Origin of the sequence: Arthrobacter sp. C2 (assembly GCA_024207135.1) — a bacterium.
Classification (GTDB): Bacteria; Actinomycetota; Actinomycetes; order Actinomycetales; family Micrococcaceae; genus Paeniglutamicibacter.
Map to the genome: position 1 here is coordinate 4,502,828 of CP042428.1, position 22,807 is coordinate 4,525,634.

At 65.8% G+C, this 22,807-nt stretch carries 26 protein-coding genes and 1 pseudogene; 20 read left to right on the plus strand and 7 right to left on the minus strand.

Annotated features, from left to right (window positions below; genetic code table 11):
- Positions 1-10: 10 nt before the first annotated feature.
- The 4 genes from FPY90_RS20530 to FPY90_RS20545 all read left to right on the plus strand — a co-directional run bounded on the left by FPY90_RS20530 (position 11) and on the right by FPY90_RS20545 (position 5,608).
- The gene (locus FPY90_RS20530) at positions 11-1,414 is read left to right on the plus strand and encodes a M16 family metallopeptidase (RefSeq protein WP_498683082.1); all 1,404 of its coding nucleotides are present in this window, start codon (positions 11-13) and stop codon (positions 1,412-1,414) included.
- A gap of 253 nt (positions 1,415-1,667) precedes the next feature.
- Entirely contained in the window at positions 1,668-3,185 is a 1,518-nt protein-coding gene (locus tag FPY90_RS20535) for an alanine/glycine:cation symporter family protein (protein ID WP_498683084.1), read from the plus strand.
- A 161-nt stretch (positions 3,186-3,346) separates the two neighbouring features.
- On the plus strand, positions 3,347-3,889 hold the full coding sequence (locus FPY90_RS20540) for a PadR family transcriptional regulator (RefSeq protein WP_498683086.1): 543 nt from the start codon (positions 3,347-3,349) through the stop codon (positions 3,887-3,889).
- Between the two features lie 6 nt (positions 3,890-3,895).
- Entirely contained in the window at positions 3,896-5,608 is a 1,713-nt protein-coding gene (locus FPY90_RS20545) for an ABC1 kinase family protein (protein ID WP_498683088.1), read from the plus strand.
- Between the two features lie 21 nt (positions 5,609-5,629).
- On the opposite strand, the gene FPY90_RS20550 is transcribed toward FPY90_RS20545, so the two are convergent.
- The 5 genes from FPY90_RS20550 to FPY90_RS20570 all read right to left on the minus strand — a co-directional run bounded on the left by FPY90_RS20550 (position 5,630) and on the right by FPY90_RS20570 (position 9,438).
- Positions 5,630-5,923: a MoaD/ThiS family protein gene (locus FPY90_RS20550; protein ID WP_498683089.1), complete on the minus strand. Its 294-nt coding sequence runs from the start codon at positions 5,921-5,923 to the stop codon at positions 5,630-5,632.
- On the minus strand, positions 5,924-6,982 hold the full coding sequence (moaA, locus tag FPY90_RS20555) for a GTP 3',8-cyclase MoaA (protein WP_498685643.1): 1,059 nt from the start codon (positions 6,980-6,982) through the stop codon (positions 5,924-5,926). It abuts the gene before it with no gap.
- A 169-nt stretch (positions 6,983-7,151) separates the two neighbouring features.
- Positions 7,152-7,382 (minus strand): biotin/lipoyl-containing protein, encoded by a 231-nt coding sequence (locus tag FPY90_RS20560; protein WP_498683090.1) that lies wholly within the window; start codon positions 7,380-7,382, stop codon positions 7,152-7,154.
- Positions 7,379-8,434: an alpha-ketoacid dehydrogenase subunit beta gene (locus FPY90_RS20565; protein ID WP_498683092.1), complete on the minus strand. Its 1,056-nt coding sequence runs from the start codon at positions 8,432-8,434 to the stop codon at positions 7,379-7,381. The genes FPY90_RS20560 and FPY90_RS20565 overlap by 4 nt, the downstream gene beginning before the upstream one ends.
- The gene (locus tag FPY90_RS20570) at positions 8,431-9,438 is read right to left on the minus strand and encodes a thiamine pyrophosphate-dependent dehydrogenase E1 component subunit alpha (RefSeq protein ID WP_498683093.1); all 1,008 of its coding nucleotides are present in this window, start codon (positions 9,436-9,438) and stop codon (positions 8,431-8,433) included. The genes FPY90_RS20565 and FPY90_RS20570 overlap by 4 nt, the downstream gene beginning before the upstream one ends.
- Before the next feature lie 402 nt (positions 9,439-9,840).
- Between FPY90_RS20570 and FPY90_RS20575 the strand changes: the two genes are divergently transcribed.
- Positions 9,841-10,314 carry a hypothetical protein gene (locus FPY90_RS20575; protein WP_498683095.1) on the plus strand — a complete coding sequence of 158 codons (474 nt, stop codon included), beginning with the start codon at positions 9,841-9,843 and terminating at the stop codon, positions 10,312-10,314.
- A gap of 2 nt (positions 10,315-10,316) precedes the next feature.
- The gene (locus FPY90_RS20580) at positions 10,317-10,529 is read left to right on the plus strand and encodes a helix-turn-helix transcriptional regulator (RefSeq protein WP_498683097.1); all 213 of its coding nucleotides are present in this window, start codon (positions 10,317-10,319) and stop codon (positions 10,527-10,529) included.
- 276 nt (positions 10,530-10,805) lie between these two features.
- On the opposite strand, the gene FPY90_RS20585 is transcribed toward FPY90_RS20580, so the two are convergent.
- Positions 10,806-12,242: an IS1380 family transposase gene (locus tag FPY90_RS20585; RefSeq protein ID WP_498683099.1), complete on the minus strand. Its 1,437-nt coding sequence runs from the start codon at positions 12,240-12,242 to the stop codon at positions 10,806-10,808.
- A gap of 449 nt (positions 12,243-12,691) precedes the next feature.
- Between FPY90_RS20585 and FPY90_RS20590 the strand changes: the two genes are divergently transcribed.
- The 3 genes and pseudogenes from FPY90_RS20590 to FPY90_RS20600 form a co-directional block, all read left to right on the plus strand.
- Positions 12,692-13,159 (plus strand): hypothetical protein, encoded by a 468-nt coding sequence (locus FPY90_RS20590; protein WP_498683100.1) that lies wholly within the window; start codon positions 12,692-12,694, stop codon positions 13,157-13,159.
- Between the two features lie 107 nt (positions 13,160-13,266).
- The gene (locus tag FPY90_RS20595) at positions 13,267-13,572 is read left to right on the plus strand and encodes a transcriptional regulator (RefSeq protein ID WP_217641927.1); all 306 of its coding nucleotides are present in this window, start codon (positions 13,267-13,269) and stop codon (positions 13,570-13,572) included.
- A gap of 106 nt (positions 13,573-13,678) precedes the next feature.
- Positions 13,679-13,882 (plus strand): annotated as a pseudogene (locus tag FPY90_RS20600) (type II toxin-antitoxin system RelE/ParE family toxin); the annotation flags it as partial.
- 224 nt (positions 13,883-14,106) lie between these two features.
- Here FPY90_RS20600 and FPY90_RS20605 read toward each other — a convergent pair.
- Positions 14,107-14,649: a dihydrofolate reductase family protein gene (locus FPY90_RS20605; RefSeq protein ID WP_498683102.1), complete on the minus strand. Its 543-nt coding sequence runs from the start codon at positions 14,647-14,649 to the stop codon at positions 14,107-14,109.
- A 106-nt stretch (positions 14,650-14,755) separates the two neighbouring features.
- Here FPY90_RS20605 and FPY90_RS20610 point away from each other — a divergent pair, with 106 nt between their 5' ends.
- The 11 genes from FPY90_RS20610 (at position 14,756) to FPY90_RS20660 (ending at position 22,301) form a co-directional block, all read left to right on the plus strand.
- Positions 14,756-15,379: a TetR/AcrR family transcriptional regulator gene (locus FPY90_RS20610; RefSeq protein WP_498683103.1), complete on the plus strand. Its 624-nt coding sequence runs from the start codon at positions 14,756-14,758 to the stop codon at positions 15,377-15,379.
- 129 nt (positions 15,380-15,508) lie between these two features.
- Positions 15,509-16,102, plus strand: coding sequence for a dihydrofolate reductase family protein (locus tag FPY90_RS20615; protein ID WP_498683105.1), 594 nt, complete (start codon positions 15,509-15,511; stop codon positions 16,100-16,102).
- 69 nt (positions 16,103-16,171) lie between these two features.
- Positions 16,172-17,428, plus strand: a complete 1,257-nt coding sequence (locus FPY90_RS20620) for a molybdopterin molybdotransferase MoeA (RefSeq protein ID WP_498683106.1) — start codon at positions 16,172-16,174, stop codon at positions 17,426-17,428.
- The gene (gene moaC / locus FPY90_RS20625; protein ID WP_498683108.1) at positions 17,425-17,973 is read left to right on the plus strand and encodes a cyclic pyranopterin monophosphate synthase MoaC; all 549 of its coding nucleotides are present in this window, start codon (positions 17,425-17,427) and stop codon (positions 17,971-17,973) included. Before FPY90_RS20620 ends, moaC begins: the two co-directional genes overlap by 4 nt.
- Positions 17,970-18,473: a MogA/MoaB family molybdenum cofactor biosynthesis protein gene (locus FPY90_RS20630; protein ID WP_498683110.1), complete on the plus strand. Its 504-nt coding sequence runs from the start codon at positions 17,970-17,972 to the stop codon at positions 18,471-18,473. The genes moaC and FPY90_RS20630 overlap by 4 nt, the downstream gene beginning before the upstream one ends.
- The gene (locus FPY90_RS20635) at positions 18,460-18,909 is read left to right on the plus strand and encodes a molybdenum cofactor biosynthesis protein MoaE (RefSeq protein ID WP_498683112.1); all 450 of its coding nucleotides are present in this window, start codon (positions 18,460-18,462) and stop codon (positions 18,907-18,909) included. The genes FPY90_RS20630 and FPY90_RS20635 overlap by 14 nt, the downstream gene beginning before the upstream one ends.
- A 186-nt stretch (positions 18,910-19,095) precedes the next feature.
- Positions 19,096-19,338 carry a DUF6953 family protein gene (locus tag FPY90_RS20640; RefSeq protein WP_071215851.1) on the plus strand — a complete coding sequence of 81 codons (243 nt, stop codon included), beginning with the start codon at positions 19,096-19,098 and terminating at the stop codon, positions 19,336-19,338.
- Between the two features lie 194 nt (positions 19,339-19,532).
- Positions 19,533-20,129: a helix-turn-helix domain-containing protein gene (locus FPY90_RS20645; protein ID WP_071215850.1), complete on the plus strand. Its 597-nt coding sequence runs from the start codon at positions 19,533-19,535 to the stop codon at positions 20,127-20,129.
- The gene (locus FPY90_RS20650; RefSeq protein WP_498683115.1) at positions 20,126-20,680 is read left to right on the plus strand and encodes a DUF6036 family nucleotidyltransferase; all 555 of its coding nucleotides are present in this window, start codon (positions 20,126-20,128) and stop codon (positions 20,678-20,680) included. Before FPY90_RS20645 ends, FPY90_RS20650 begins: the two co-directional genes overlap by 4 nt.
- A gap of 406 nt (positions 20,681-21,086) precedes the next feature.
- Positions 21,087-21,845, plus strand: coding sequence for a 4-hydroxy-tetrahydrodipicolinate reductase (dapB, locus tag FPY90_RS20655; protein ID WP_498683116.1), 759 nt, complete (start codon positions 21,087-21,089; stop codon positions 21,843-21,845).
- A 6-nt stretch (positions 21,846-21,851) separates the two neighbouring features.
- Positions 21,852-22,301, plus strand: coding sequence for a hypothetical protein (locus FPY90_RS20660; RefSeq protein WP_498683117.1), 450 nt, complete (start codon positions 21,852-21,854; stop codon positions 22,299-22,301).
- The last annotated feature ends 506 nt before the right edge of the window (positions 22,302-22,807 follow it).

The window sequence follows — 22,807 nt, forward strand, 5'->3', positions numbered from 1 at the left end:
GACATTCTCAGTGGTCATGATTCCCCTGCCGCTCGACGGCGTTGGAGCAACCCCTGCCAAGGCAGGGGAGCGCGGTGTCTCCGACACCGCAGCACCCATCGAGGCGGGAGACCCCACCATCGTCCACGGGGAAGCCGGAGGGGCGCTGGTGCGCCGCTCCGTGCTGCCCGGCGGCGTCCGCGTGCTGACTGAGGCGATGCCCGGCCAGCGTTCGGCCACCATTGGTTTCTGGGTGGCAGTGGGTTCCCGCGACGAGCAGGACGGGCAACACGGCTCGACCCACTTCCTGGAGCACCTCTTGTTCAAGGGCACCAAGCGCCGCACCGCGCTGGAGATCGCCTCGGCCTTTGACGAGGTGGGAGGCGAGTCGAACGCCGCCACGGCCAAGGAAAGCACTTGCTACTTCGCCCGCGTGCTGGACACCGACCTTCCCATGGCCATCGACGTCATTGCCGACATGGTCACCTCCGCGGTGATCGACCCCAATGAGCTCGAACAGGAACGCGACGTGATCCTCGAAGAGATCGCGATGGACGCTGATGACGCCGGGGACGTGGCCCACGAGCGCTTCGTCGAGGCAGTGCTCGGCGAACACGCCCTGGGCCGCCCGATCGGTGGCACCCCCGAGGCCATCACCGGCATCGGCCGCGAGGCCGTCTGGGAGCACTACCAGCGCTTCTACACCCCCGACGAACTGGTCATCACCGTGGCCGGCTCCCTGGACCACGACGAGGTCTGCGAGCAGGTGCTCGCCGCGCTGCGCACCGCCGGCTGGGAACTGGAAGAGGGCGCCTCTCCGGTACCGCGCCGCTCCACGGTTCCGGTGGAAATCACCGGCTCCGAGCGCATCGACGTGATCCGCCGACCGGTCGAGCAGGTCAACATCATCATGGGTTGCCCCGGCATCGTGGCCACCGACGAGCGCCGCCACGTGATGAGCGTGCTCAACGCTATCCTGGGCGGGGGCATGTCCTCGCGCCTGTTCCAGGAGATCCGCGAAAAGCGCGGACTGGTGTACTCCACCTACTCGTTCTCCGCCGCATATTCGGACGCCGGATACTTCGGCATGTATGCCGGGTGCGCCCCGGCAAAGACCGAGCGCGTCATCAAGCTGCTGGCCGAAGAGCTGGAAAAGCTCGCAGCGCACGGCATCACCGACGAGGAACTGCGCAAGGCCGTCGGCCAGCTCTCCGGCGGCATGGTGCTGGCGTTGGAGGATCCGGGATCGCGCATGTCGCGCCTGGGCCGCGCCGAGCTGGTCACCGGTGTCTTCCACGACATCGACGAATCCCTGGACCGCGTCAAGGCCGTCACCCCGGCCCAGGTGCAGGAACTGGCTGCGCTGCTGGCCTCGCGTCCTCGCACGATCACCGTGGTGGGTCCCTTCGATTCCCCGACCGACTTCGGGATGTAGTCCCCACCCAGAAGCTTTGTCTGCAAAAGACCGTCCTTTTCCCTTTTCAGAGGGGAAAACGACGGTCTTTTTCGTTGCCTCAAAGACCTTTTGCACCGTTAATCGCACAAACAGGACCGCTTGTCGTGGGTGGGTATTCCGCGTTGTGCCACGCATCACCGCCGGTCGCTTCGTTCGCGTATGATGGGTGCTTTGTGACGCTGATCACCGGCACAATACATCACTCGCACGAGAAGATATGGGAACCATAATTATGGAAGACCTTGCAACATTCTTCGGAGACATCAGCAGTGTCATCTGGGGACCGTTCATGCTCATCCCGCTGCTGCTGGGCACCGGGCTTTACCTCACGATCCGCCTGGGCGGACTCCAGTTCTTCAAGCTGGGCGTGGCCCTGCGTTTGGGACTGCTCAAGCGCAAGGATGCCGGCTCCGAGGGGGACATCTCCCAGTTCCAGGCACTGACCACCGCGCTGGCCGCGACCGTCGGCACCGGCAACATCGTCGGCGTGGCCACGGCCATCGGCATCGGCGGCCCGGGCGCACTGTTCTGGATGTGGGTCACCGGCCTGGTCGGCATGGCCGCGAAGTACTCCGAGGCCTACCTGGGCGTCCGCTTCCGCGGCACCGACACCGCCGGGGAAAAGTCCGGCGGTCCGCAGTACTACCTGGAACGCGGCATCAAGGGCCCGTTCGGCAAGTTCCTGGCGCTGTTCTTCGCCATTGCCGCAACCATCGCCTGTTTCGGCATCGGCAACATGACCCAGGGCAACTCGATTGCCGCGAACCTGGAGAATTCCTTCAGCGTCCCGACCTGGGGAACCGGCGCGGTGCTGACCGTGCTTGCGATGATCGTCCTGGTGGGCGGCATCAAGTCCATCGGCAAGGTCACCGCCGGCTTCGTGCCGGTCATGATCGTCTTCTACGTCGGCGCTGCCATCTACATCCTGATCGCCAACGTCGGCCAGGTCCCGGCCGCCCTGGGCCAGATCTTCACCGAGGCCTTCACCGGCACCTCCGCGGTCGGCGGCTTCGCCGGCTCGGCCATCATCATCGCCGTGCAGTTCGGCGTGGCCCGCGGCATCTTCTCCAACGAATCGGGAATGGGCTCGGCAGCCATCGCGGCCGCCGCGGCACAGACCACCCACCCGGTGCGCCAGGGCCTGGTCTCCATGACCCAGACCTTCATCGACACCATCATCGTGGTCACCTGCACCGGTCTGGTCATCATCACCACCGGCGCCTGGAACTACATCGACCCGGACACCGGCGAGCAGATCAAGGCCTCGCTGATGACCGGCCACGCCTTCACCTTCGGTCTGCCAGGCGAGTGGGGGCACTGGATCGTGACCATCGGGCTGGTCATGTTCGCCTTCTCCACCATCCTGGGCTGGTGCTACTACGGTGAGCGCAACATCGAGCGCCTGGTCGGGCGCAAGGCGGTCATGCCGTTCCGCGTGGTCTTCTCGCTGGTGGTGTACGTGGGTTGCACCACCGAGCTGACCGCCGTGTGGAACTTCTCCGACATGATGAACGGCCTGATGGCGCTGCCGAACCTCATCGGCCTGCTGCTGCTCTCGGGCCTGATCGTGCGCGAAACCCGCTGGTACCTCAAGCACGACCCGAAGCTCGAAGCCAGCAAGGACGAGATCGAGGCGTTCATGAAGGACCGCGAGGGTTGGGACGAGTGGAAGGCCGGCGACGTGCGCGGCTCCAGCCACATGTCCCGCAAGGCACGTCTTGCCATGGAAAGCGAGTCCGACCGCGTCTAGCGGCCTCGGTTAGGCAACACCACCGAAGCGGTCAGGTTCCCCGGATTTCCCGGGAACCTGACCGCTTCTTTGCGCCCGAAAGGCCATTGCCATCCAAGGATTCCCGGACGTATCGTTGAGTATCGCTATATATCGTTCGAATTTTTCCGAAGGAGATCGTGATGCATGGTTCCCACCCGGTCGGGGGATTTCCCGGCAACAACTTCGATGGCGTGTGGCAGGCCATGGACGAGCTGCGCTCGCGCTTTGAAAAGCGCACGGGTACCCGTGCCGGGCGCGGCGAGGTCCGCGCCGCGGTCCTGGCCCTGCTCGCCGAGCAACCGATGCACGGCTACCAGATCATCAGGGAAATCGAGGAGCGCAGCCACGGCCACTGGAAGCCCAGCGCCGGATCGGTATACCCCACGCTCCAGCTGCTTTCTGACGAGGGGATCGTGAGCACCGAGGAGTCCAACGGGCGCAAGATCTACTCGCTGACCGAGGCCGGCCGCGAGGAAGTGGCCGAGGCAAACGGCTCCGTCCCCTGGGAGCAGGGCGGATCGGCATCCGGCACGGGGTTCGCCGCCCTGCCCAAGGCCGGGGTCGAGCTCGCCCAGGCGGCGGCCCAGGTGGGACGCAGCGGTTCCGCGGAGCAGATCCAGGAGGCCGTGGCGGTGCTCGACGAGGCCCGCCGCAAGCTGTACTCGATCCTCGCCCAGGGCTGAGGCGCCATGGGAACCGATCCCCGGGACCGTGCCGGCACGGCCGACGGGGCCGGGGACACCCGCGCCAGGTACCGCCGCATCCTGCGCTTCGCCGCGCGGCACCTGGCGGGGATCTGGTTCTTTGAGATCTTCCTCCCAAGGATCGGGCTGGACCGGGTCTCCGAGCGCACCCGCGCCAAGCGGATGCGCTCCTTCGCCCGGCGCTTCCACGCCCTGGCCCTGGAGCTCGGCGGGCTGATGATCAAGGTGGGGCAGTTCATGTCCTCCCGGCTGGACGTGCTGCCGCCGGAAATCACCGAGGAACTCGAAGGCCTGCAGGACGAGGTACCGCCCGTGCCCTTTCCCGCGATCCGCGCCCTGGCCGAGCAGGAGCTGGGGGCCGCGCTCGAGGAACGCTTCGCCTGGGTGGATGAGGAGCCGCTGGCCGCCGCCTCCCTGGGGCAGGCGCACCGGGCGAAGCTGCTGCCGGCCGACGCGGCGGACAGCGGACTGGACCAGGTGGTCATCAAGGTCCAGCGCCCGGGCATCGAACGGATCGTCGAGGCCGATTTGGCGGCGCTGCGCAAGGTCGCCGGCTGGCTCAGCCGCGTACGCATCGTCTCCGAGCGCGCCGACGCGCCGGCCCTGGTCGGGGAATTCGCCCGGACCAGCCTCCAGGAAATCGACTACCTGAACGAGGCGGCCAACGCGGAGCGCTTTGCCGTGGACTTCGGCGACGACGCACGGGTCGCGGTGCCTCTGGTCGCCTGGGAGCGGACCACCCGCCGGGTGCTGACCCTGCAGGATGTCACGGCGATCAAGGTCACCGACGTGCAGGCGCTTGCCGCCGCCGGCATCGATCCGGTGCTGGTGGCCCCGGTGTTCGCCGCGGTGATGTTCGACCAGCTGTTCACCAACGGCTACTTCCACGCCGATCCGCACCCGGGCAACATCTTTGTCACCCCGGCCGCCGACGGGGAAACCGGGCACCCGTGGAAACTGACGTTCATCGACTTCGGGATGATGGGGGAGGTGCCTCCGGGCACGCGCAGCGGACTGCGCAAGGCACTGGTTTCCGCAGCCTCGCGCGACGGCAAGGGACTGGTCGGGGCGATCAGCGACGTGGGGGTGCTGGTGGCCTCCGCGGACACCGCCGGGCTGGAGCGGGCCATGACGCAGCTGTTCGCGCGCTTTGGCGGGATGGGCTTTGCCGAACTGCGGGAGGTGGACCCGCGGGAGTTCCGCGCGTTCGCCGAGGAATTCGGGGACGTCATCCGGTCCCTGCCCTTCCAGCTGCCGGAGGACTTCTTGCTGATCATCCGGGCGATGTCGTTGACCTCGGGGGTGTGCAGCTCGCTGGACCCGGCCTTCAACCTGTGGGACTCGGTGGAGCCCTACGCCGCGCAGCTGGTGCGCGACGAGCGCGGAAACCTCGTGCAGGATACCGCCAAGCAGGTGCTGGATGCGGCGGGGCTCGCCCTGCGCCTGCCAGGCCGGCTGGACCGGCTCGCCGCCCGGATCGAGGACGGGTCGCTGGCCGTGGCCAACCCGCGCCTCGAGCGCCGGGTGGCCCGGTTGGAGCGCACCGGACGCCGGGGCATCCACGCGGTCCTCTTCGGTGCCCTGCTCATTGCCGGGGCGATCCTGCGGCCCGAGGATGCGGTGCTGGGCAACGTGCTGATGATCGGGTCGGTGCTGCCGCTGCTGCGCGGGCTGTGGACCGGGCGCCGCGGGACGTAGTTCCGCGGCCGGGCGATGCTGCTATCCGCCGGCGAAGGGCGGGAGCACGTCCAGCTCGTCGCCGGGGAGCAGCACGCGGTCCTTGTCCTGTTCGCTGGTTCCGTTGACCAGGAAGCTGCAGCGGGCCAGCACCGTGCCCAGCGAGGTGGTGCATCGCAGCAGCGGCCCGTCGGCCACCGGGGCGGACGCGGGGGTGCGGGCGGCCAGGTGCTCGAGCACCGAGCCCAGGGTGGCCTCGGGCAGCCCAACCAGGTCGAGTCGTTCCTCGGTGATGCCGGCGGCCTGTGCGGCGGCGGCGAAGTAGCGAATGCGCACTTATCCTCCAATGGCGCTCATCGAGCGCTCCGATTGTACAAAGTCCTTCGAACCGAGCCCGGCGTGGTCCATGCCGTGGGCCCGGGGCTTGCCCCACATCGCCGCGCGCCAGCGTTCGGCGATTGCCGCGTCGTCCGAGCCGTCGCGCAGCAGCGCGGACAGGTCGGTTTCCTCACGCGAGAACAGGCAGCTCATGACCTTGCCCTCGGCGGTGATGCGGGTGCGCTTGCAGTCGGCGCAGAACGGCTCGGAGACCGAGGCGATGATGCCCACCGCGCCCAGGATGGTCTCCGGGTCTTCAGGGGTGGAGACCAGGAAGCGTTCGGCCGGCGCCCCGTCGCGGGGCCTGGTGTCGGGGGAGAGCCGGAAGCGGGTTTCCAGGTAGGCGCGCAAATCCGCGGCGGTGACCATGTTGTCCTTGCGCCACACGTGGTCCGCATCCAGCGGCATCTGCTCGATGAAGCGCAGCTCCAGGCCGCGCTCCAGCGCCCAGGCCAACAGCTCGGGGGCCTGCTCGTCGTTGATCCCGCGCATCAGCACCGCGTTGATCTTCACCGGGGCCAGGTTGGCGGCCAGCGCCGCGTCGATGCCGGCGAACACCGAGTCGATGTGGTCGCGGCGGGTGAGCTTGGCGAAGGTCTCGGCGTGCAGGGTGTCCAGGGAGACGTTGATGCGGGTCAGTCCGGCCTCGGCGAGCGCGGCGGCCTTCTGGGCCAGCCCGACCCCGTTGGTGGTCAGGGAGACGGGCAGGTGCGGGTGTTCGGCGCGGACGGCGGCGATGATCTGGGGAAGGTCCACGCGGACCAGGGGCTCTCCTCCGGTGAGGCGCAGTTCGCGCACTCCCAAATCGCGCACGCCGATGCGCACGATCCGGGTGATTTCCTCCAGGGTGAGCAGCTTGGACTTGGGCAGCCAGGCCAGGCCGTCGGCGGGCATGCAGTAGGTGCAGCGCAGGTTGCATTTGTCGATCAGCGAGATGCGCAGGTCGGTGGCCTGCCGGCCGAACTTGTCGCTGAGCCCGGGGGCGTCAGCGGGTGCCGGGGTGAGGATGGTGGGCATGGGCAGGCTGACGGTGTTCCGGGGTGTGTCTGTGTTCGTCGCCATATATCGAGCGTAGTCGACGGGGACGGGCAATGCGCCCTTTGTGGCTTGGCCCTTGGCGGACAGCGCTTCGCCGGGGGAGGAGCCGCCGGCGCGGGAGCCGGCGGTGCGCCTCCCGCTCCGGCGGCTATTCGATCCGGCCGATCACCGTGCCCTGGGCCACCGCTTCCTCCTCGGGGACGAGCACCTTCAGCACCCCGGAGTGTTCGGCCTTGATTTCCCTGTCCACCTTGTCCATGGCGATCTCGGCGATCAGGTCGCCGACCTCCACCTGCTCGCCGTCCTGGAAGAACCAGGTGACCACGACGCCCGTGGCCTGCGCATCCTCGGTCATCACGGGGAACAGGATCTGGCTCACTGCCCGACCGCCTGGCGCACGGCCGCCTCGATGCGGGCCGGGGTCGGCAGCACGGCGTACTCCAGGTCCCTGGCATAGGGGATCGGGACATCGGGGACCGCGACGCGAGAGACGTGCTTGAGCCCGCCGGGCAGCGCCTCGGCCGCCGTGGCGATGACCTCGCCACTGAGGCCGAAGGACTGGTAGTCCTCGTCCACCACGATGAGCCGGCCCGTCTTGGACACCGAGGCAATGATGGCCTCGCGATCCAGGGGCGCCACGGTGCGCAGGTCGATGACCTCCACGTCAATTCCCTCGCCGGCGAGCTTCTCGGCGACATCCAGGGAATGGTGGACCGACAGGGACAGCGTCACGATACTCACGTCGCTTCCCTCCCGGGCCACCCGGGCCTTGCCGATCGGCACCTCGTAGGCGTCGGTGGGCACCGCGCCGATCGAGCGCGGGTTCTTCTTCATCCAGCCCAGTCCCATGATGCCCTTGTGGAACATGTAGACCACCGGGTCATCCGAGCGGATCGCGGCGGTCATCAGCCCCTTCGCGTCGTAGGGGTTCGACGGGACGACGACCTTCATGCCCGGCAGGTGGGCGAAGGTCCCCCAGAGGCACTGGGAGTGCTGCGCACCGTCGGAGTATCCGCCGCCCGTCGCGGTCATCAGCACCATCGGTACCCGGACGTTGCCGCCGGATTCGAAGTGGATCTTGGCCATGTGGTTGTAGATCTGGTCCATGCAGACCCCGAAGAAGTCGGCGAACATCAGCTCGACCACCGGCCGCATGCCCTCGACCGCGGCACCGATGCCCAGGCCGATGAACGCGGTTTCGGAGATCGGGGTGTCGATCACGCGTTCGGGGCCGAACTCGTCGAGCAGCCCGGTGGTGGAAGAGAAGATGCCGCCGTAGGCGCCGACGTCCTCGCCCATCACAAAGACCTTCTCGTCGGTGTGCATCTGTTGGGCGATGGCCTCGACGATGGCCTTGGAGGTGGAGAGCCTGCGGCGGCCCGCTTCGGGCTCGAGCGGCAGCTGGGTTTGTGTGCTGGACAGGGTGTTCATGACCTTGCTCCTTCGGTGAATACATACTTCAAGGCGTCGGCGGGATCGGGCAGGGGAGAGGACTTCGCGAAGGCGATCGCGTCCTCGACCGTGGCGGAGGCCGCGGCCCCCATTTCGGTGAATGTCGCGGTGTCGAGGATTCCGGCGTCGGAGAGGTGCTTGTGGTAGGTGGGGATCGGGTCGCGGCCCGGAACGCCCTCGAGGTCGCCGCGGTAGCCCTGGGCGTCGCCCTCGAAGTGGCCCCACAACCGCAGGGTGTGCACCTCGATGAGGCTGGGTCCCTCGCCGGCCCGTGCCCGGCGGACCGCCTCGCCGACCGCGGCCCAGACATCCTCCACGGCGTTGTCCTCCACGCGGGTTCCCGGGATCCCGTAGGCGGCGGCACGGACCGCGTTGGACGGCACCGAGGTCGAGGCCGATCGCGGGACCGAGATCCCCCAGTCGTTGTCCTCGATGACGAAGATGACCGGAAGCTTCCACAAAGCGGCGAGGTTCAGCGCCTCGTGGAACGCGCCCTGGTTCGCCGCGCCCTCCCCGGCCACGGCGACCGCCACCCGGTCTGTCCCGGCGCGCTGGAAGGCAAAGGCCTGCCCGAGCGCCGGCGGCAGCCCCTCGGCGACGATCCCGGAGCAGGAGAAATGGGCCTCCGGGTCAAAGAGATGCATGTGTCCGCCGCGGCCCCGGCCCAGCCCGGTCTCCCGTCCAAAGATCTCCGCGGCCATCTTGCGAATGTCCACGCCGTGGGCGATGGCCAGGTGGTGCGGGCGATGCGTGGCGGTCATTGCGTCGCCGCGTGACAGGTGCGCGCCGATCCCCGCGGCCACCGGTTCCTGGCCGGCGGCCAGGTGCATTTCGCCGGGCACCAGTCCTGCCCCGATGTCGAAGCCCGGCGACTTGTCGGCATGGTATTCGCGCAAGATTGCTTCCTCGAAGGTGCGGATCAGCACCATCATGCGCAATAGATCGAGTTTGTCCTTTTCGGACAGGACAGATTGAACCGTCATGGCCCTACTCCTGCTTTTCAGCGGTGCGCCCGGTTGACGCCAACCGTGATGGCCCCATGGTAGGCACGGGGGCAAGGGCCGGGGAAGGGTTGGTGGCATCGGTTCTGTGCGGACACCGCGGGGAGCGGCACTCCCGGTTCCCCGCGGTTCCCGGGTCCGCCGTCAAGAAGGTCGCCGGTGACCTGTTGACACTGCCCACGATACGTTCATCGGTGCCCGCCGAACGCGATGAGACCATGCGCCGAGCTGCAGGCTCATATTGCGGGCCGGCCGTCCATGCGACTGACCGAACGCCGGGCCGCGCTTTGTGCTGCCTGTTTCGGGGGCAAGGGGTTGCGTCAAACGAGCTTTACATGTCAAGCTTGCTTTGCAAGTCAAGCACGCTTTACATGAGGAGTGTCCATGAGCAGTGAAACCAGAACCGACAACCGCACACGTTGGGGCCGAACCCGCTTCGCCGACGGCCGGCTTCCCGCCGTGGCCGTCGCCATTCCGGTCGGGCTGCTGCTGGCCATTGGCGTCGGTGCCGTCACCCTCTGGACAGGTGTGGCCAGTGGCGAGCACGCCCTGCCGGTTGCCGGGGTGTTCGCCCTGGTCATGTCCTGGGGGCTCGTGGGCCTGGTCTGGGCGCTCGTCGTCGACCGGACGAGCCTGCGGGGAGCGATCGACAACCCGGACGAATCGATCGAATCGACATGGCTGGACGCCGCCATGGCCGGCGCATTCCGCGACACCATCATGCTGACCGGCTTGGTCCTGGCGATCCTCTCCATCACCGGATTCGAGCTCGACGTGCTCTGGGCGCTCATCGGGGTCATCGTGGTCGGCTTCTTCAGCACCTTCGTGCGCTACCTCATGGCGAAGAAGCGGGGCTAAGGGTGAAAAACTCCCTTCCCGAACGCCGGCAGGAGCGCCGCTGGTCGCAACAGCGCCTCGCCGACGAGCTCGGCGTCTCCCGGCAAACGGTCATCTCCATCGAACGCGGACGGTTCGACCCGTCCCTGCCGCTGGCCTTCCGCCTGGCCGAGGTCTTTGGGTGCAGGATTGACGATCTCTTCGACCCCCGGGGAGATGTCACGCCGTCGGGCTGAAGGTTGCTCCTTCGCCTCGCGGGTGTGCGGGCCGTCGTCCCGATTGACGACGAGGGTGCATGGATCCCACTCGCGTGCAGGGCCGGCTCTCCTGCGGTTAGCCCAGCCATTTCATAAGGTGATGGCAAGCCGCTGATTTCGTATTTTGGTTCGTGGTTGGCGGTTTTGCTGTTTAGGGGCACGCCGATGGTTGCCGTGTCGCCGGTATGGGGCGTCGGGTTCCACGTGTCCGAGCTGGGCTTCTTCCTGGTCGTTTGGATGGGTTGGTTCACCGGTTCAGGTGATCAGGATGCTGTCCTTGAAGCGTTGCTGCAGGTGCTTGAAGCGTTCGTAGAGCTCCAGGAGGAGCTTGGCCTCGGGTGCCTTGCGGGATAGCAAGAGTTTGGTTTGTCGGCCGCCGTGGACGATTTTCCCCGCCATGGAAAACAATCGGTAGCGCCAGCGTTTCATGTCCCAGCGCCCGGCCGCATGCCCCGTGGGGAGCACCGCGAGCTGAAGCCAGCTGACCAGGTTCATGGCAAACATGGCAAGGTTCGCCCACGCTGTATTGGCAGCGTAGGAGTGATAAGGCAGCTTACCGAGTCCGGTGTTCTTGAGGGTCTTGATCCTGTTCTCGCACCGGCCACGGGCACGGTGCCGGGCGTCAAGAAAAGCAACGTTGTACCGGGGTGCATTGGTGAGGAATGCGGTGACCCGGTTCCCGTCGGTGTCGAACAAGCTGGCGTTGGCTCCAGGATGCAAGGGTTCGGCCCGCAGGTGGAGGCGGGTGCCGGGAGGGTAATTCTTTAGCGCAATCACCTTGCTGGCATCGATCACCCACGCGTTATGACGCTGCTCGCCCTGCTGGTCGGTCGCCGGCTCCCAATACTTTTTCTCATTGATCCACCCGATCAGCCGCTCGTTGGCCACCGGCAACGCAAAGGACGTGGAGAACTGGAGGCCCAAGGAGTGCAGGTGGTGCAGGAACTCGCGGGAGGCCCCGGCGCTGTCGGTGCGGATCAGGATCCTTTCACCGATCAGTTCACCGTGCTCGTCATGGAACTCATCCGGTAGTTGGGCCAAGGCTTGGGACAGGACTTCGATATGGTCTTTCGCGCTGTTGGCACCCTTGTTTCCCGGGCGCATCAAGATCGCGAGGACCTCACCGGTTCCGTTCCCGGCGCCGTAATCGGCCATGGCAATCAACGGGGAAAAGCCATACCCACCCTTGTAGGTTGCTGCAGCATTTTCCTTCTCCGAGTGGACGTGAACCAGGGACGCATCGATGTCGATGATGAGGGGATCTTCCGCGGTGGCCCGGCGTGCCGGACTCCGCTTGCCGGCAGCCTCCCACACCTTGGATCGCAGGGTGCGTTGCATGGTTGCAAACCCATGGGCGAAGGCCTCGGGTTGGCCCTTGATCCGGGCCATGAACCTGCTGATCGTCGCATCGGAGGCGACCGACCCGAACAACGCCGGGGCGGCGCGGAGCTGGTCGACGTCGGTGACCTGTTCGCCGCCGCCGGCGAGCATCATCGCCAAGGAGCCCAGGATTTTTCCGGGTCGGTGCCCGGCCAGGGCGGGAACAAACTGGGAAAAGCGGTCCTCACATAGCTTCCGGAAGCCCAAGGCGTTGAGGAAGCCGGCCAGCATTCCCAGCCCTGCGTGGGACACCAGTGCCTGGGCAGTCAGGGATGCCGGAATGACAGGGAAAACTGCGGTAGAATTGAGCACTGAAAAGGTGACCCTTTCAACTGGTGGATATGAGGCTTAGACACTTCCATTTTCCCAGTTCAGGTCACCTTTTCCTCGTTAAAGACGGTTAATGACTTCCTACCTCATGAAACCGCTGGGTTAGGTAGGTCAAGCAACGGAGCTGAAGCTGAGTGGACGTTGAAACGGAACCGGGTGGAATCCAGGTTCTCGTTCCAACGTCTCGTCGACCGCTCCGGTCGGCGATGTGTGGACCGCCGCATTTTTTCGGTCTGGGCGCGCGCTGTCAACAGCGGGCTGCTGTCCGCTGTTTGCCCTCTCCGGGCATCGGTGACCGTTCTGCATCAGGACACCGGTGGCACATCGGGCTCTTCGAACCAAGGTCCGCGCGGGTTGGCCCGGACTGGGGGCGGCAGCCCAGCGGCCACCCAGGGTTGCTTAACCACCCGTCAAGTGATTTACTCAACCCCATGGAAAGTTATTTTGAGGATCAGCGTGGCCATACGTCCGCGCGGGATGCGCTCGATGTCATCGGGAACGATCGCGGGCGTGTCGGGGATCGGATGTCGGCTGAAACCTGGTGGGGCGCTCCAGCGCAAGGGTTTGCTGCGGCGCTGCTGGTTGTAGGTCCCGCTGCCGGTTTCCAGTGGGCGTGGCTGTTCTTCTTGGCAAGCACGTTGGTCTCCGTTGGCGTTGAGGTGTTCTTCCGCAGACGCAGCGGCCTCAGCATTTCCCGTCCTGCCGGACCGCGCGGCCGCGCCTTGCTGATCGGGATCGTCTTCCTGCACGTAGTCTCGCTTGGGGCCAGTGTGATGCTCGCGGTCATGGGCTTGCGCGGTTGGATTCTTGTCGCCGCCGCAATTGCAGGCATTTACACAGCTCTCGGTGTCATGGCTTACGATCGCATCTACGCGGCGGAGGTGCGTCGTGCGAGATGAGAGGGATGCCGTCATGGCAGCGCGAGTATCCGGCTTGTCCTCGACGGGCAGCGTCCCGACGTGCAATATCCGCAGCATTTGCGCGTGGACTATCCATGGGAGCCGCTGTGCGCACTGAACCCTGCTTTGACGAGATGATCCATGCGCCGACTCGGCTACGCCTGTGTGCGATGCTGCGTCCACTCGCTGGAGCCGAGTTCTCGGCGATCGCGGCGACGCTCGAACTCAGCGAGGCGAACCTCTCGAAGACTGTTCGGAACCTCGTCGAGCTAGGCTACCTCAGCAGCAGTAAGCAGTCCTCGCCCGAGCGCTCGGACTCACGCCAGATCACCACCATCAAGCTCACCCCACTGGGTCGCCGTGCTTTCGACGGGCACCTCGCCGCTCTGCGCGCGATGGCCGGGGAGCAGTAGCCCCAGCCGGGCACCCCGCCCATTGCCAGCAAGGTCGCGCTACGCCACGAACGCGGGCGTAGGGTTTTCTGCGGGCAGTCGCGCTCTACGTATCGAAACTCGTCGCGTGGGTTTACTGGTCGCGTTGGCAGATCGTTCGGCTAGCAAGGCCACCGAGCGCATCTGGCATGAGCAGTACGTCAAGCGCATCGACCGAGGGGTACAGCGGGCGACCCTGCGGAAGCTCGAGCTGATCCATGCGGCGAAGGATGTCGAGGACCTGCGGATTTCGCCAGGGAACCGGTTGGAGCGCCTGGCCGGCGACCGTCGGGGCCAGCACGGCATCCGGGTGAATGTGCAGTGGCGTCTCTGCTACGCGTTCAGCCATGCTTTAGGCGCGGCACGATTCAGGCCGACGTACCAACTCGGCCCTGCAGCAGTTCCGCTGCGTTCTTCGCCGTCGCCTTGGCAGAGCCCGGGTTCTGGCCGGTCACGTATGCCGGAACACGGTGGAATCCGTCCCACGTGTGACCGACGGCTGAGGTCGTCGCAGCGTTATTTGATTACTCGAAAGCGAAGGTGGGTCTCGCTCGCGTATGCGGAGGTCTCAAGACGCTCCAGCTCGATGCGCTGCCCCAGGCCTGCGAACAGCGAGATGCCGTCGCCCAACAGCACCGGTGCCACGTCGAGGTGCAGCTCGTCGACGAGCCCGAGGCGCAGGCACTGGCGCGAGATGCTTCCGCCGAGCAGGCTGACCCACCCGTCGCCGGCGGCCTGCGAGGCTCGCTCGACGGCTTCGGCGATGTCGTCGACCACGAAGGTGTACGTGATGCCGTCGCGCTCGATCGGGTCATGAACGCTGTGCGCCATGAGGAAGACCGGCACCTGCAGCATGCCGCCATAGGGGATCTCGCCGTCCTCGATAGTCCGGGTCTTGTTCGCTCCACCGACTATTGCCTTGATCTTGCCCATGACGTTCTCGACGACGGCGTTGTCTTCCGGAGCAGAGGGCCTTCCGAACATCCAGTCCACCCCTCCTCCCTGGTCTGCCAGGAATCCGTCAAGGGTGATGGTTGCGTGGACGATCACTGTAGCCATTGGTGTGCTCCTTCTCAGAGAGGCGAGTCAGTTGACTCGTCTTTATTACGGTAGCCACCTCGCTAGAGGCAAGTCAATGGACTCACCTTTATGGGATACTGGTGAGATGACACGCGGACGTTCCTCATACCATCGTGGGATAGCCGCGACAAATCGCGACGCGATCCTCGTCGCGGCGACGGAGCTGTTCCTGGAGAACGGCTACGATCGCACGCCGCTGGCGCGAGTCGCCGAGCAGGCGGGCGTCTCCCGGGCAACTCTTTTCAAGCAGTTCCCGACCAAGGAAGCACTGTTCGAGGCCGCGGTGCTCGCTGCCGGAGGGTCTCCCGCTTCGGAGCCCCTCGACGTCCCGACCGAAGACTTCGAGGAGGGGCTGGCGCTGCTTGGCCGCGCGTATGCAGAGCTGCTGACGCGGCCCGAGATGGCAGCGCTGATGCGAACCGTGATCGCCGAGTCGCCCAAGTTCCCCGAGCTCCGGGAGCGCACCTTCGACTTCGGCACGCTGCCCGTGCTCACAGCGCTGGGGCGCTACCTCCGCGATGCGCAGGCAGCAGGGGTGGCCGAGATCGATGACCCGGAGATGGCCTCCGCGCAGTTCCTCGGGATGATTGCATCCTCGGTCTTCTGGCCCCGCCTCGTGCACGGCACCTGGTCGATCACTGACGATGAGCAGGCGCGGGTCGTCGAGGAAGCCGCCCGAACGATCGCCGCCCGCTACGCCACTGCCTGACACGATCCTTCGCCTCGCACCAGCAGCTGGCGGACCGTTTCCTGCAATCGGGATGGGGCCTACACTTGCTGCATCAAACGGCCGGCGCATAGGTGGCCGGTGAATCCAACGAGTGGGAAGAAGCGCGTCATGGGTGAGCTGCACGTGAACATGCACATCACAATGGACGGAGTGATCCAGGCCAACGGCGGTCCAAGCGAGCAGGACGGGGGATTCGAGTACCCGGGATGGGAAACTCCCTACCGGACGGCCGAGGCCGGTGCACGGATCATCGCCGACGTTCAGGAATCCGATGCCCTGTTGCTGGGCCGGATCACCTATGAGCTATTTGCCAGTTATTGGCCGGGGAAGACGGATCCGATCGGGGCGGCCTTCGATTCGGTGCCCAAGTACCTGGCTTCCCGCGGCACCCCGGAGCTCACGTGGGCGAACACCACCCAGCTCGTGGATGCCGCCGCAGCACTGCCGGCCCTGCTGGCGGCCCACCGGCAGATCCATACCTGGGGAAGCGCGGACCTGTTGCAGTCGCTGTTCAAGGCGAGACTGGTGGACCAGCTGAACCTGTGGGTGTATCCGGTGGTACTGGGCACGGGAAAGAAGCTTTTCCCCAACGGGGTGGAAGCCAGCCGCTTCAAGATGGTCGAAGCACCGCGAAGCTTTGGCACGGGGGTCATGGCGGTGCGATACCGGTGCCTGAAGGAACCTCCGGTGACCGCCACCTAGCTCCCGCCCGGGGATCTTCGCAGGGAGTCGGCGGGCCCGTGCCTCCGGTTGCGGCCTAGGATGGATGCCATGACCTCACCCTTCCGCCGCACTGTCGCCGAGCACCGGGCAGGCATCAAGGATCTTGTCGACAAGGCCCTCGGTGACCCGGGCACCGAGACCCTTGGCCTGGACCGTGCCCTGGGCCGGACGTTGGCCGCACCGGTCACGGCCCCGCGCTCGTTGCCGCCCTGGGACAACTCGCAGATGGACGGGTACGCGGCGAACACCGCGGACCTCGGCCCCGAGCCGCTGCGCGTGGTGGCACCCATTGCCGCAGGCATCGCGGCACCGGCGCTGGAACCCGGCACCGCGGCGCCCATCATGACAGGTGCCCCCGTCCCGGCCGGAGCCAACACCGTAATCCCCATCGAGGCGGCCGAACCCGACAGGTTCCCCGGCGAAGCCGAGACCGCCTCCGGCTTCCGCGTCCGGTTGCCGGCCATCGCCGAGCCCGGCAGCTACATCCGCACCACCGGCAGCGACATCGCCGCCGGGGACCCGGTGCTCGCCGCCGGCACCCGGCTGGGGCCCACCTCCCTGGGGCTGCTCGCGGGCCTGGGCATCGGCGAGGTGGCGGTGCTCCGGCGCCCGGCGGTGCTGCTGCTGTCCACCGGGGATGAACTGGTGGCACCGGGCGGGGACCTTGCCCCCGGGCAGATCCACGACGCCAACACCACGATGCTGGCCGCCGCACTGGAATCCGCCGGATGCGCCGTGACCACCGTGGGGGTGCTTGACGATTCCCCCGAAAGCTTCATTGCCTCGTTGGGCCAGGCGCTGGAAGCCGGCGAGCGCGCCTACCGGTTGGTGCTCAGCAGCGGGGGGATCTCCCAGGGCGCCTTTGACGTGGTCAAGGAAGTGCTCATCAACCACGGCATCGAATTCGGTTCGGTGGCCATGCAACCGGGAGGGCCCCAGGGAGCGGGGATCCTGGCGTTGCCCGGGCACGCCCCTGTGGCATTCATTGCGTTCCCCGGCAACCCGGTCAGCGCGTATGTCAGCTACGAGATGTTCCTGCGCCCCGCGCTCGCCGAGATCCTGGGGCTGCCCGCGCGCCTGCAACTGCTGGCCACGCTCACCGAAGACGTGGCCTCGATGCCCAACAAGCTTCAGGTCCGCCGCGGCAGTTATGCCGGGGGCGTCTTCACCCCGTTGGGCGGGGCCTCCTCGCACCTGCTTGCCGCTTTGGCCGGCAGCAACTCGTTCATCCTCATCGACGAGGACACCACCGTCCTGCCCGCCGGAAGCCCGGTGCAGGTATTGATCATTGGAGATGGCTCATGAGCCCCGACACCACACCGGCACCCGGTTCCGAACCGGCCAAGCTCTCGCACGTGCGCGCAGACGGCAGCGCCCACATGGTCGATGTCAGCGAGAAGGCCGAAACCAGCCGCCAGGCCACCGCCGAGGCCTATGTGCACACCACCGAGGAGGTCATGGCGCTGGTCGCTTCCTCGGGGATGCCCAAGGGCGACGCGCTCGCCGTGGCCCGCATCGCCGGCATCATGGGGGCCAAGAAGACCTCCGAGCTGATCCCGCTGTGCCACCCGCTGCCGATCTCCAAGGTCGTCGTCGACTTCGAGCTCGACGCCGTGGACCGCGTGCGCATCCTGGCCACCGTGAAGACCCGCGGGGTCACCGGGGTGGAAATGGAGGCGCTGACCGCCGTGTCCACCGCCGCCCTGGCCTTGTATGACATGATCAAGGCCGTCGACAAGCACGCAAGCATCACCGACATGCGGGTGCTGTCCAAGTCCGGCGGCAAGTCCGGTTCCTGGGACATCTCCCCGCAACTGCAAGAAAACCCCGAAGGAGAAATACGCGCATGAGCGCCTGTGAACCACTGGGAGCCCCTCGCAAGGCTGCCATCTTGATCTCGTCCACCCGTGCCGCACTGGGCATCTACGAGGATGCCAGCGCCCCGGTCATCGCCGACTGGCTGCAGGAACAGAACTTCGACGTCATCCCCGCGGTCATCGTGCCCGACGGCCCGGCCGTGGGTGCAGCGCTGCAGGGCCTGCTGCTGGCCAAGCCCAGCGTCATCATCACCTCCGGCGGCACCGGGCTGAGCGCCGACGACGTGACCCCGGAACAGACCGAGCCGCTGCTGGACCGCACCGTGCCCGGGATCATGGAGGCGCTGCGCGCCGCCGGGCTGCAGAAGACCCCGATGGCTTCGCTCAGCCGCGGGCATGCGGGCATCGCGGGGGAGACCTTCATCGTCAACCTGCCCGGATCCCCGTCCGGGGTCATGGACGGGCTCTCCGTGCTCGCCCCGGTCCTGACCCACATCTGCGACCAGCTCGAGGGAAGCCATGCCCACCACTAGCAGCACCCCGGTTCCCGGCGAAGTCGTCTTCGCCGGGATCAGCGACACCCCGATCGACTCGGCCACCGCCTGGGACGCGGTGGAATCCGCGCACACCGGGGCGGTGGTGAACTTCGGCGGGATCGTGCGCAACCACGACTCCGGGCGCGAGGTGCTGCGGCTGACCTACAGCGCGCACCCCAGCGCCCCGGCGCGCATGGCAGAACTGGTGGCCGAAGTCGCAGCCCGTCACCCCGGCACCCGGCTCTGGGCCGCGCACCGCGTCGGCGAGCTGCACATCGGCGACTCGGCACTGGTGGCCGCGGCGGCCTCGGCCCACCGCGGCGAAGCATTCGAGGCCTGCCGCGACCTGGTGGAAACCGTCAAGGCCCACGTGCCGGTGTGGAAAGAACAGTTCTTCGCCGACGGCGAGGTCGAATGGGTGGGCAGCGCCTAAGCCTTGCGGGCCGGCAAGCAGCTTGGCCACCGGCAAAAGCGATCCAACATATCGCCCGGCATCGGTACCCGCCTGCCGCCTGCCCCCTGACACGCCCGGAGCGTTCCTGGAATGCGCGGGTGGTGAAGACGATTCCCAGGAAGGGCGCGTTGTGTGGTGCGTCCAGTGCACCCGTATCCTGAGTAGATGACCAATGCACCAGAAATTGCCCAGTGGATCCTTGATGCGATCCACGAAGAGAAGACCGTCCACCAGGAAGCCCTCGTGCCACGCATTGCGGAGGCCTTCGGCGACGAGTGGGTCTACACCCACGAAAACGGGCACCCGGCCATCAACCGCGACGTCCTGAAGTCCTTGCGCAAATTGCGTGATGCCTCGGTGGGCTGGAACCGCGAGGATCGCTGCTGGTACGTCATCGACGCCAGCTAGAACCACCGATGGGCCGCCGGAAGCACTGTATTCCGGCGGCTTTTTGCTGCCCACGTTGTTCCCCTAAATTCGAGGTGGTGGCACGTAGCAGCGCTGACGCGCACGTGCCAATACAAGGTAATCGTGCCCGGTATTTTCGTCAGCCGAGAGGCCGCCCACTAGATGATGTAACCGATCGGTGTCATAATAGTATTATGAGCATGAATAGTTTTGCGGCAGATGCCCTGGGTGGCAAGATTCGCGATCGACGCAAGTTGCTCGGGTACACGCAGCAGGCACTGGCAGATGCCATTGGTGCGTCCCGTAAATTCATCGTCGAGCTGGAAGCAGGGAAAGACAACGCTTCGCTCGGGCTCACCCTCCGCGCCATGGGGGAGCTTGGCTTCGACGCACCAGGAACCACATCGAAGGATACTCAGGGGGAAGGGTTCGCACAGGAGTTTGAGAAGACGCTTGAAGAGGGAGACCATGAATTCGCTTTACGCCTGATCGGCGAGTACGCCAGCGCTTCGATCAAGGCGCAGCGTGCCCTCATCTTCACAGCTCCATGCATCAAGGACCCGGAGTATCTGACCGCGCTCGGTGCCATCACCCGTTGGCTTTCCCGAAAGACTGGAACCCCATCACCAGGGTGGACGCGTAGTATCCGACCTTCAAGGGACCCCGTTTTCTTGTCCGAAAAGCTATATCCGGTGGGCGACCGAATGAAGGACCTGATTCGGAGGGAAACGCCACCAGAAATGGAAGCCCTGAACGTCTGGATCCGTGAAAGGGATCTGGTTACCGCATGAGTTCGGGAAGCTTTCGGCGTGAGGATATCGTCAGGCTCCTGGCGGATTTAGAAGTACGATTGAATGCCCGCGGCGTAGCGTTGAACATCCAAATTGTCGGTGGAGCTGCTTTGCTGCTTCATGGGCTGATCGAGCGGGCCACTGGGGATATAGACGCGCGTTACGCGAGCGCGGCTGCAGTTGAGCAAGTGGCTCGGGAGATGGCCGTCGAGTATTCGTTGCCCCCGGATTGGATCAATTCCCGAGCCATGGCCTTTCTCCCGGAGAACGCGACATGGATGGCTGGACCGGAAGGCACCTCCGCGGCCATTCAGCTGGCAGACCTCCCAACGCTAGCCGCAATGAAGGTAGTGGCGGAACGGCCGAAGGACATTGCTGATCTGGGCCACATCATTAATGCGCTGGGCATTCAGGAACCCGATCGGCTAGTTGACTTTGCCTACGAAAAGTTCGGTGAGGAGTCCATGACACTGACGCAGGGCCGCGACAACTATGAGATCGTTGCTGAAGAAGCGTTGAAGGCGGCCGAGGCATTCCGCAAGAAGAAATAGCCTAGTTCTTCTGGCTATATTTCGTTCTCGTTTGCGGTGCAGATTATCAGTGGAATGTCGCCCTGAATGGAAATGGTGAACCTCTCGGATCTCGGGGAGAGTGAAATGTGATTGGATTATTCCGAACACAAGGCCTCACCGCCGGCGGCACCATTCCACACTCTGCTGCACACCTCACCGAAATGGTTCAGACGCACGTGCACCCCAATCAAGCTTTGGCCGAACACATCGAGCTTGAGCGAAATCCTTCCAGGGATGAACCCGTAGTCATGTCCAGCGGGGCTGAATCGTGCGCTGCGATGTCCATCCAGCCGCCATCGTGAAAGTAAGGCATCCCACCATGCCGACTGGATAGGAAGCTGTCACCGACGCGGAGCCAACGAAAATTCCCGATAGGCTTGAACCTATGAGTGCACCACTGAAAGTCGCCGTAATTGGCGCAGCGGGACGAATGGGAGCCGAGGCCGTCAAGGCCGTCAATGCGGCCACGGACATGGAACTGGTGGCCGCGCTGGGCCGCGGGGATTCCCTGGAAATCCTGTTGGAAGCCGGGGCCACCCACGTGGTGGACCTGTCCGTCCCGGCAAGCACCGAGGCCAACGTGCGCTTCGCCGTCGAACAGGGCATCCACGCGGTCGTCGGCACCACCGGATGGGACGACGTCAAGCGCGAATCCCTCACCTCGCTGCTGGCCGACCACCCCGAAACCGGTGTGCTCATCGCCCCGAACTTCGCCCTGGGCTCGGTGCTGGCTTCGGCCTTCGCCGCCACCGCGGCACGCTACTTCGAATCGGTGGAAATCATCGAACTGCACCACCCCAACAAGGTCGATGCCCCTTCGGGAACCGCCGTGCGCACTGCCGAGCTGATTGCCGCAGAGCGCGCAGCAGCCGGCGTGCCGGTGAGCCCGGATGCCACCGAAACCCAGCTCGACGGAGCCCGCGGCGCGGTGGTTGACGGGATCCACGTGCACTCGGTGCGCCTGCGCGGCCTGGTCGCCCACCAGGAGGTCCTGCTGGGAGGGGAAGGCGAGCAGCTCACGCTGCGCCACGACTCCTACGACCGCGCCTCCTTCATGCCCGGCGTGCTGCTGGGCCTGCGCACCGTGGCCTCGCGTCCGGGGCTCACCTACGGCCTTGACGGCTACCTCGAGTTGGGACGCTAAGCGCGCATGAAAACAAAGTTCTGGGTCGGCGCCATCCTGCTGCTCTTCGTGTTCTACCTGGTCGCCGCCTTCGGTTCGGCGGTCCGCTTCATCACCGCCGAGGAGCCGATCGCCAAGGTCATCGGCGTTGCCGCCCTGGTAATCCCGCTGGTCGGGGTGTGGATCCTGATCCGCGAGGTGCTCTTCGGTTCACGCACCCAAAAGATGGCCTCGATCCTGGCCTCCGAGGGCCTGCTGCCCGAGGACAACCTGCCCCGCACGCCCTCGGGTCGCATCGTCAAGGCCGCGGCCGACGAAGACTTCGTGCAGTACAAGGAAGAGGTCGAGGCAAACCCCGAGTCGTGGAAGTCCTGGCACCGCCTGGCACTGGCCTACGACGCGGCCGGGGACCGGCGCCGCGCCCGCGAATCCATGCGCAAGGCCATCGATTTGTATCTGGCCGCCGGCAAGCAATAACAGCCAATGCCTGAATGATGTCCCCTCGAACGGTTCGCAAGAGCCGCCCGGGGGGGACTTTTTTCTTTGCCGGGGCCCCACGCCATGCACCCGGCCCGGCATCGGAGCGAAAGCGGCGGAACGCACGGTGCTTGTCGTTCGGGCAGGGAATTCTTGGGCACGAGGATGCCTGCCTCCCTTTCCTCCATTCCGGGGACCAAACACCTAGACGTGAAGCACATCTTGGACTTTGATGGTTCAATGGCCATCCTGCGGAGGGGACGGCGGGGTTCAGGCCCCGTTCATGCCCGGTTCACGCGCGGATGATCAAATCTGTTCGGGCTACACACCGTGCGCCACAGCGCCACGGCGAAAACAACGAGCTAGGGGAAATCCATGAAGAACCGCGCAACAATTGCGTTGGCCACCGCGACCTTGGCGGCCTCGATGGCGATGGGGGCCATGGCTCCGGCCACGGCGGCCGATAACCAGCCAACATCCATCGAGGCAATCCAGGGTACGGGTTC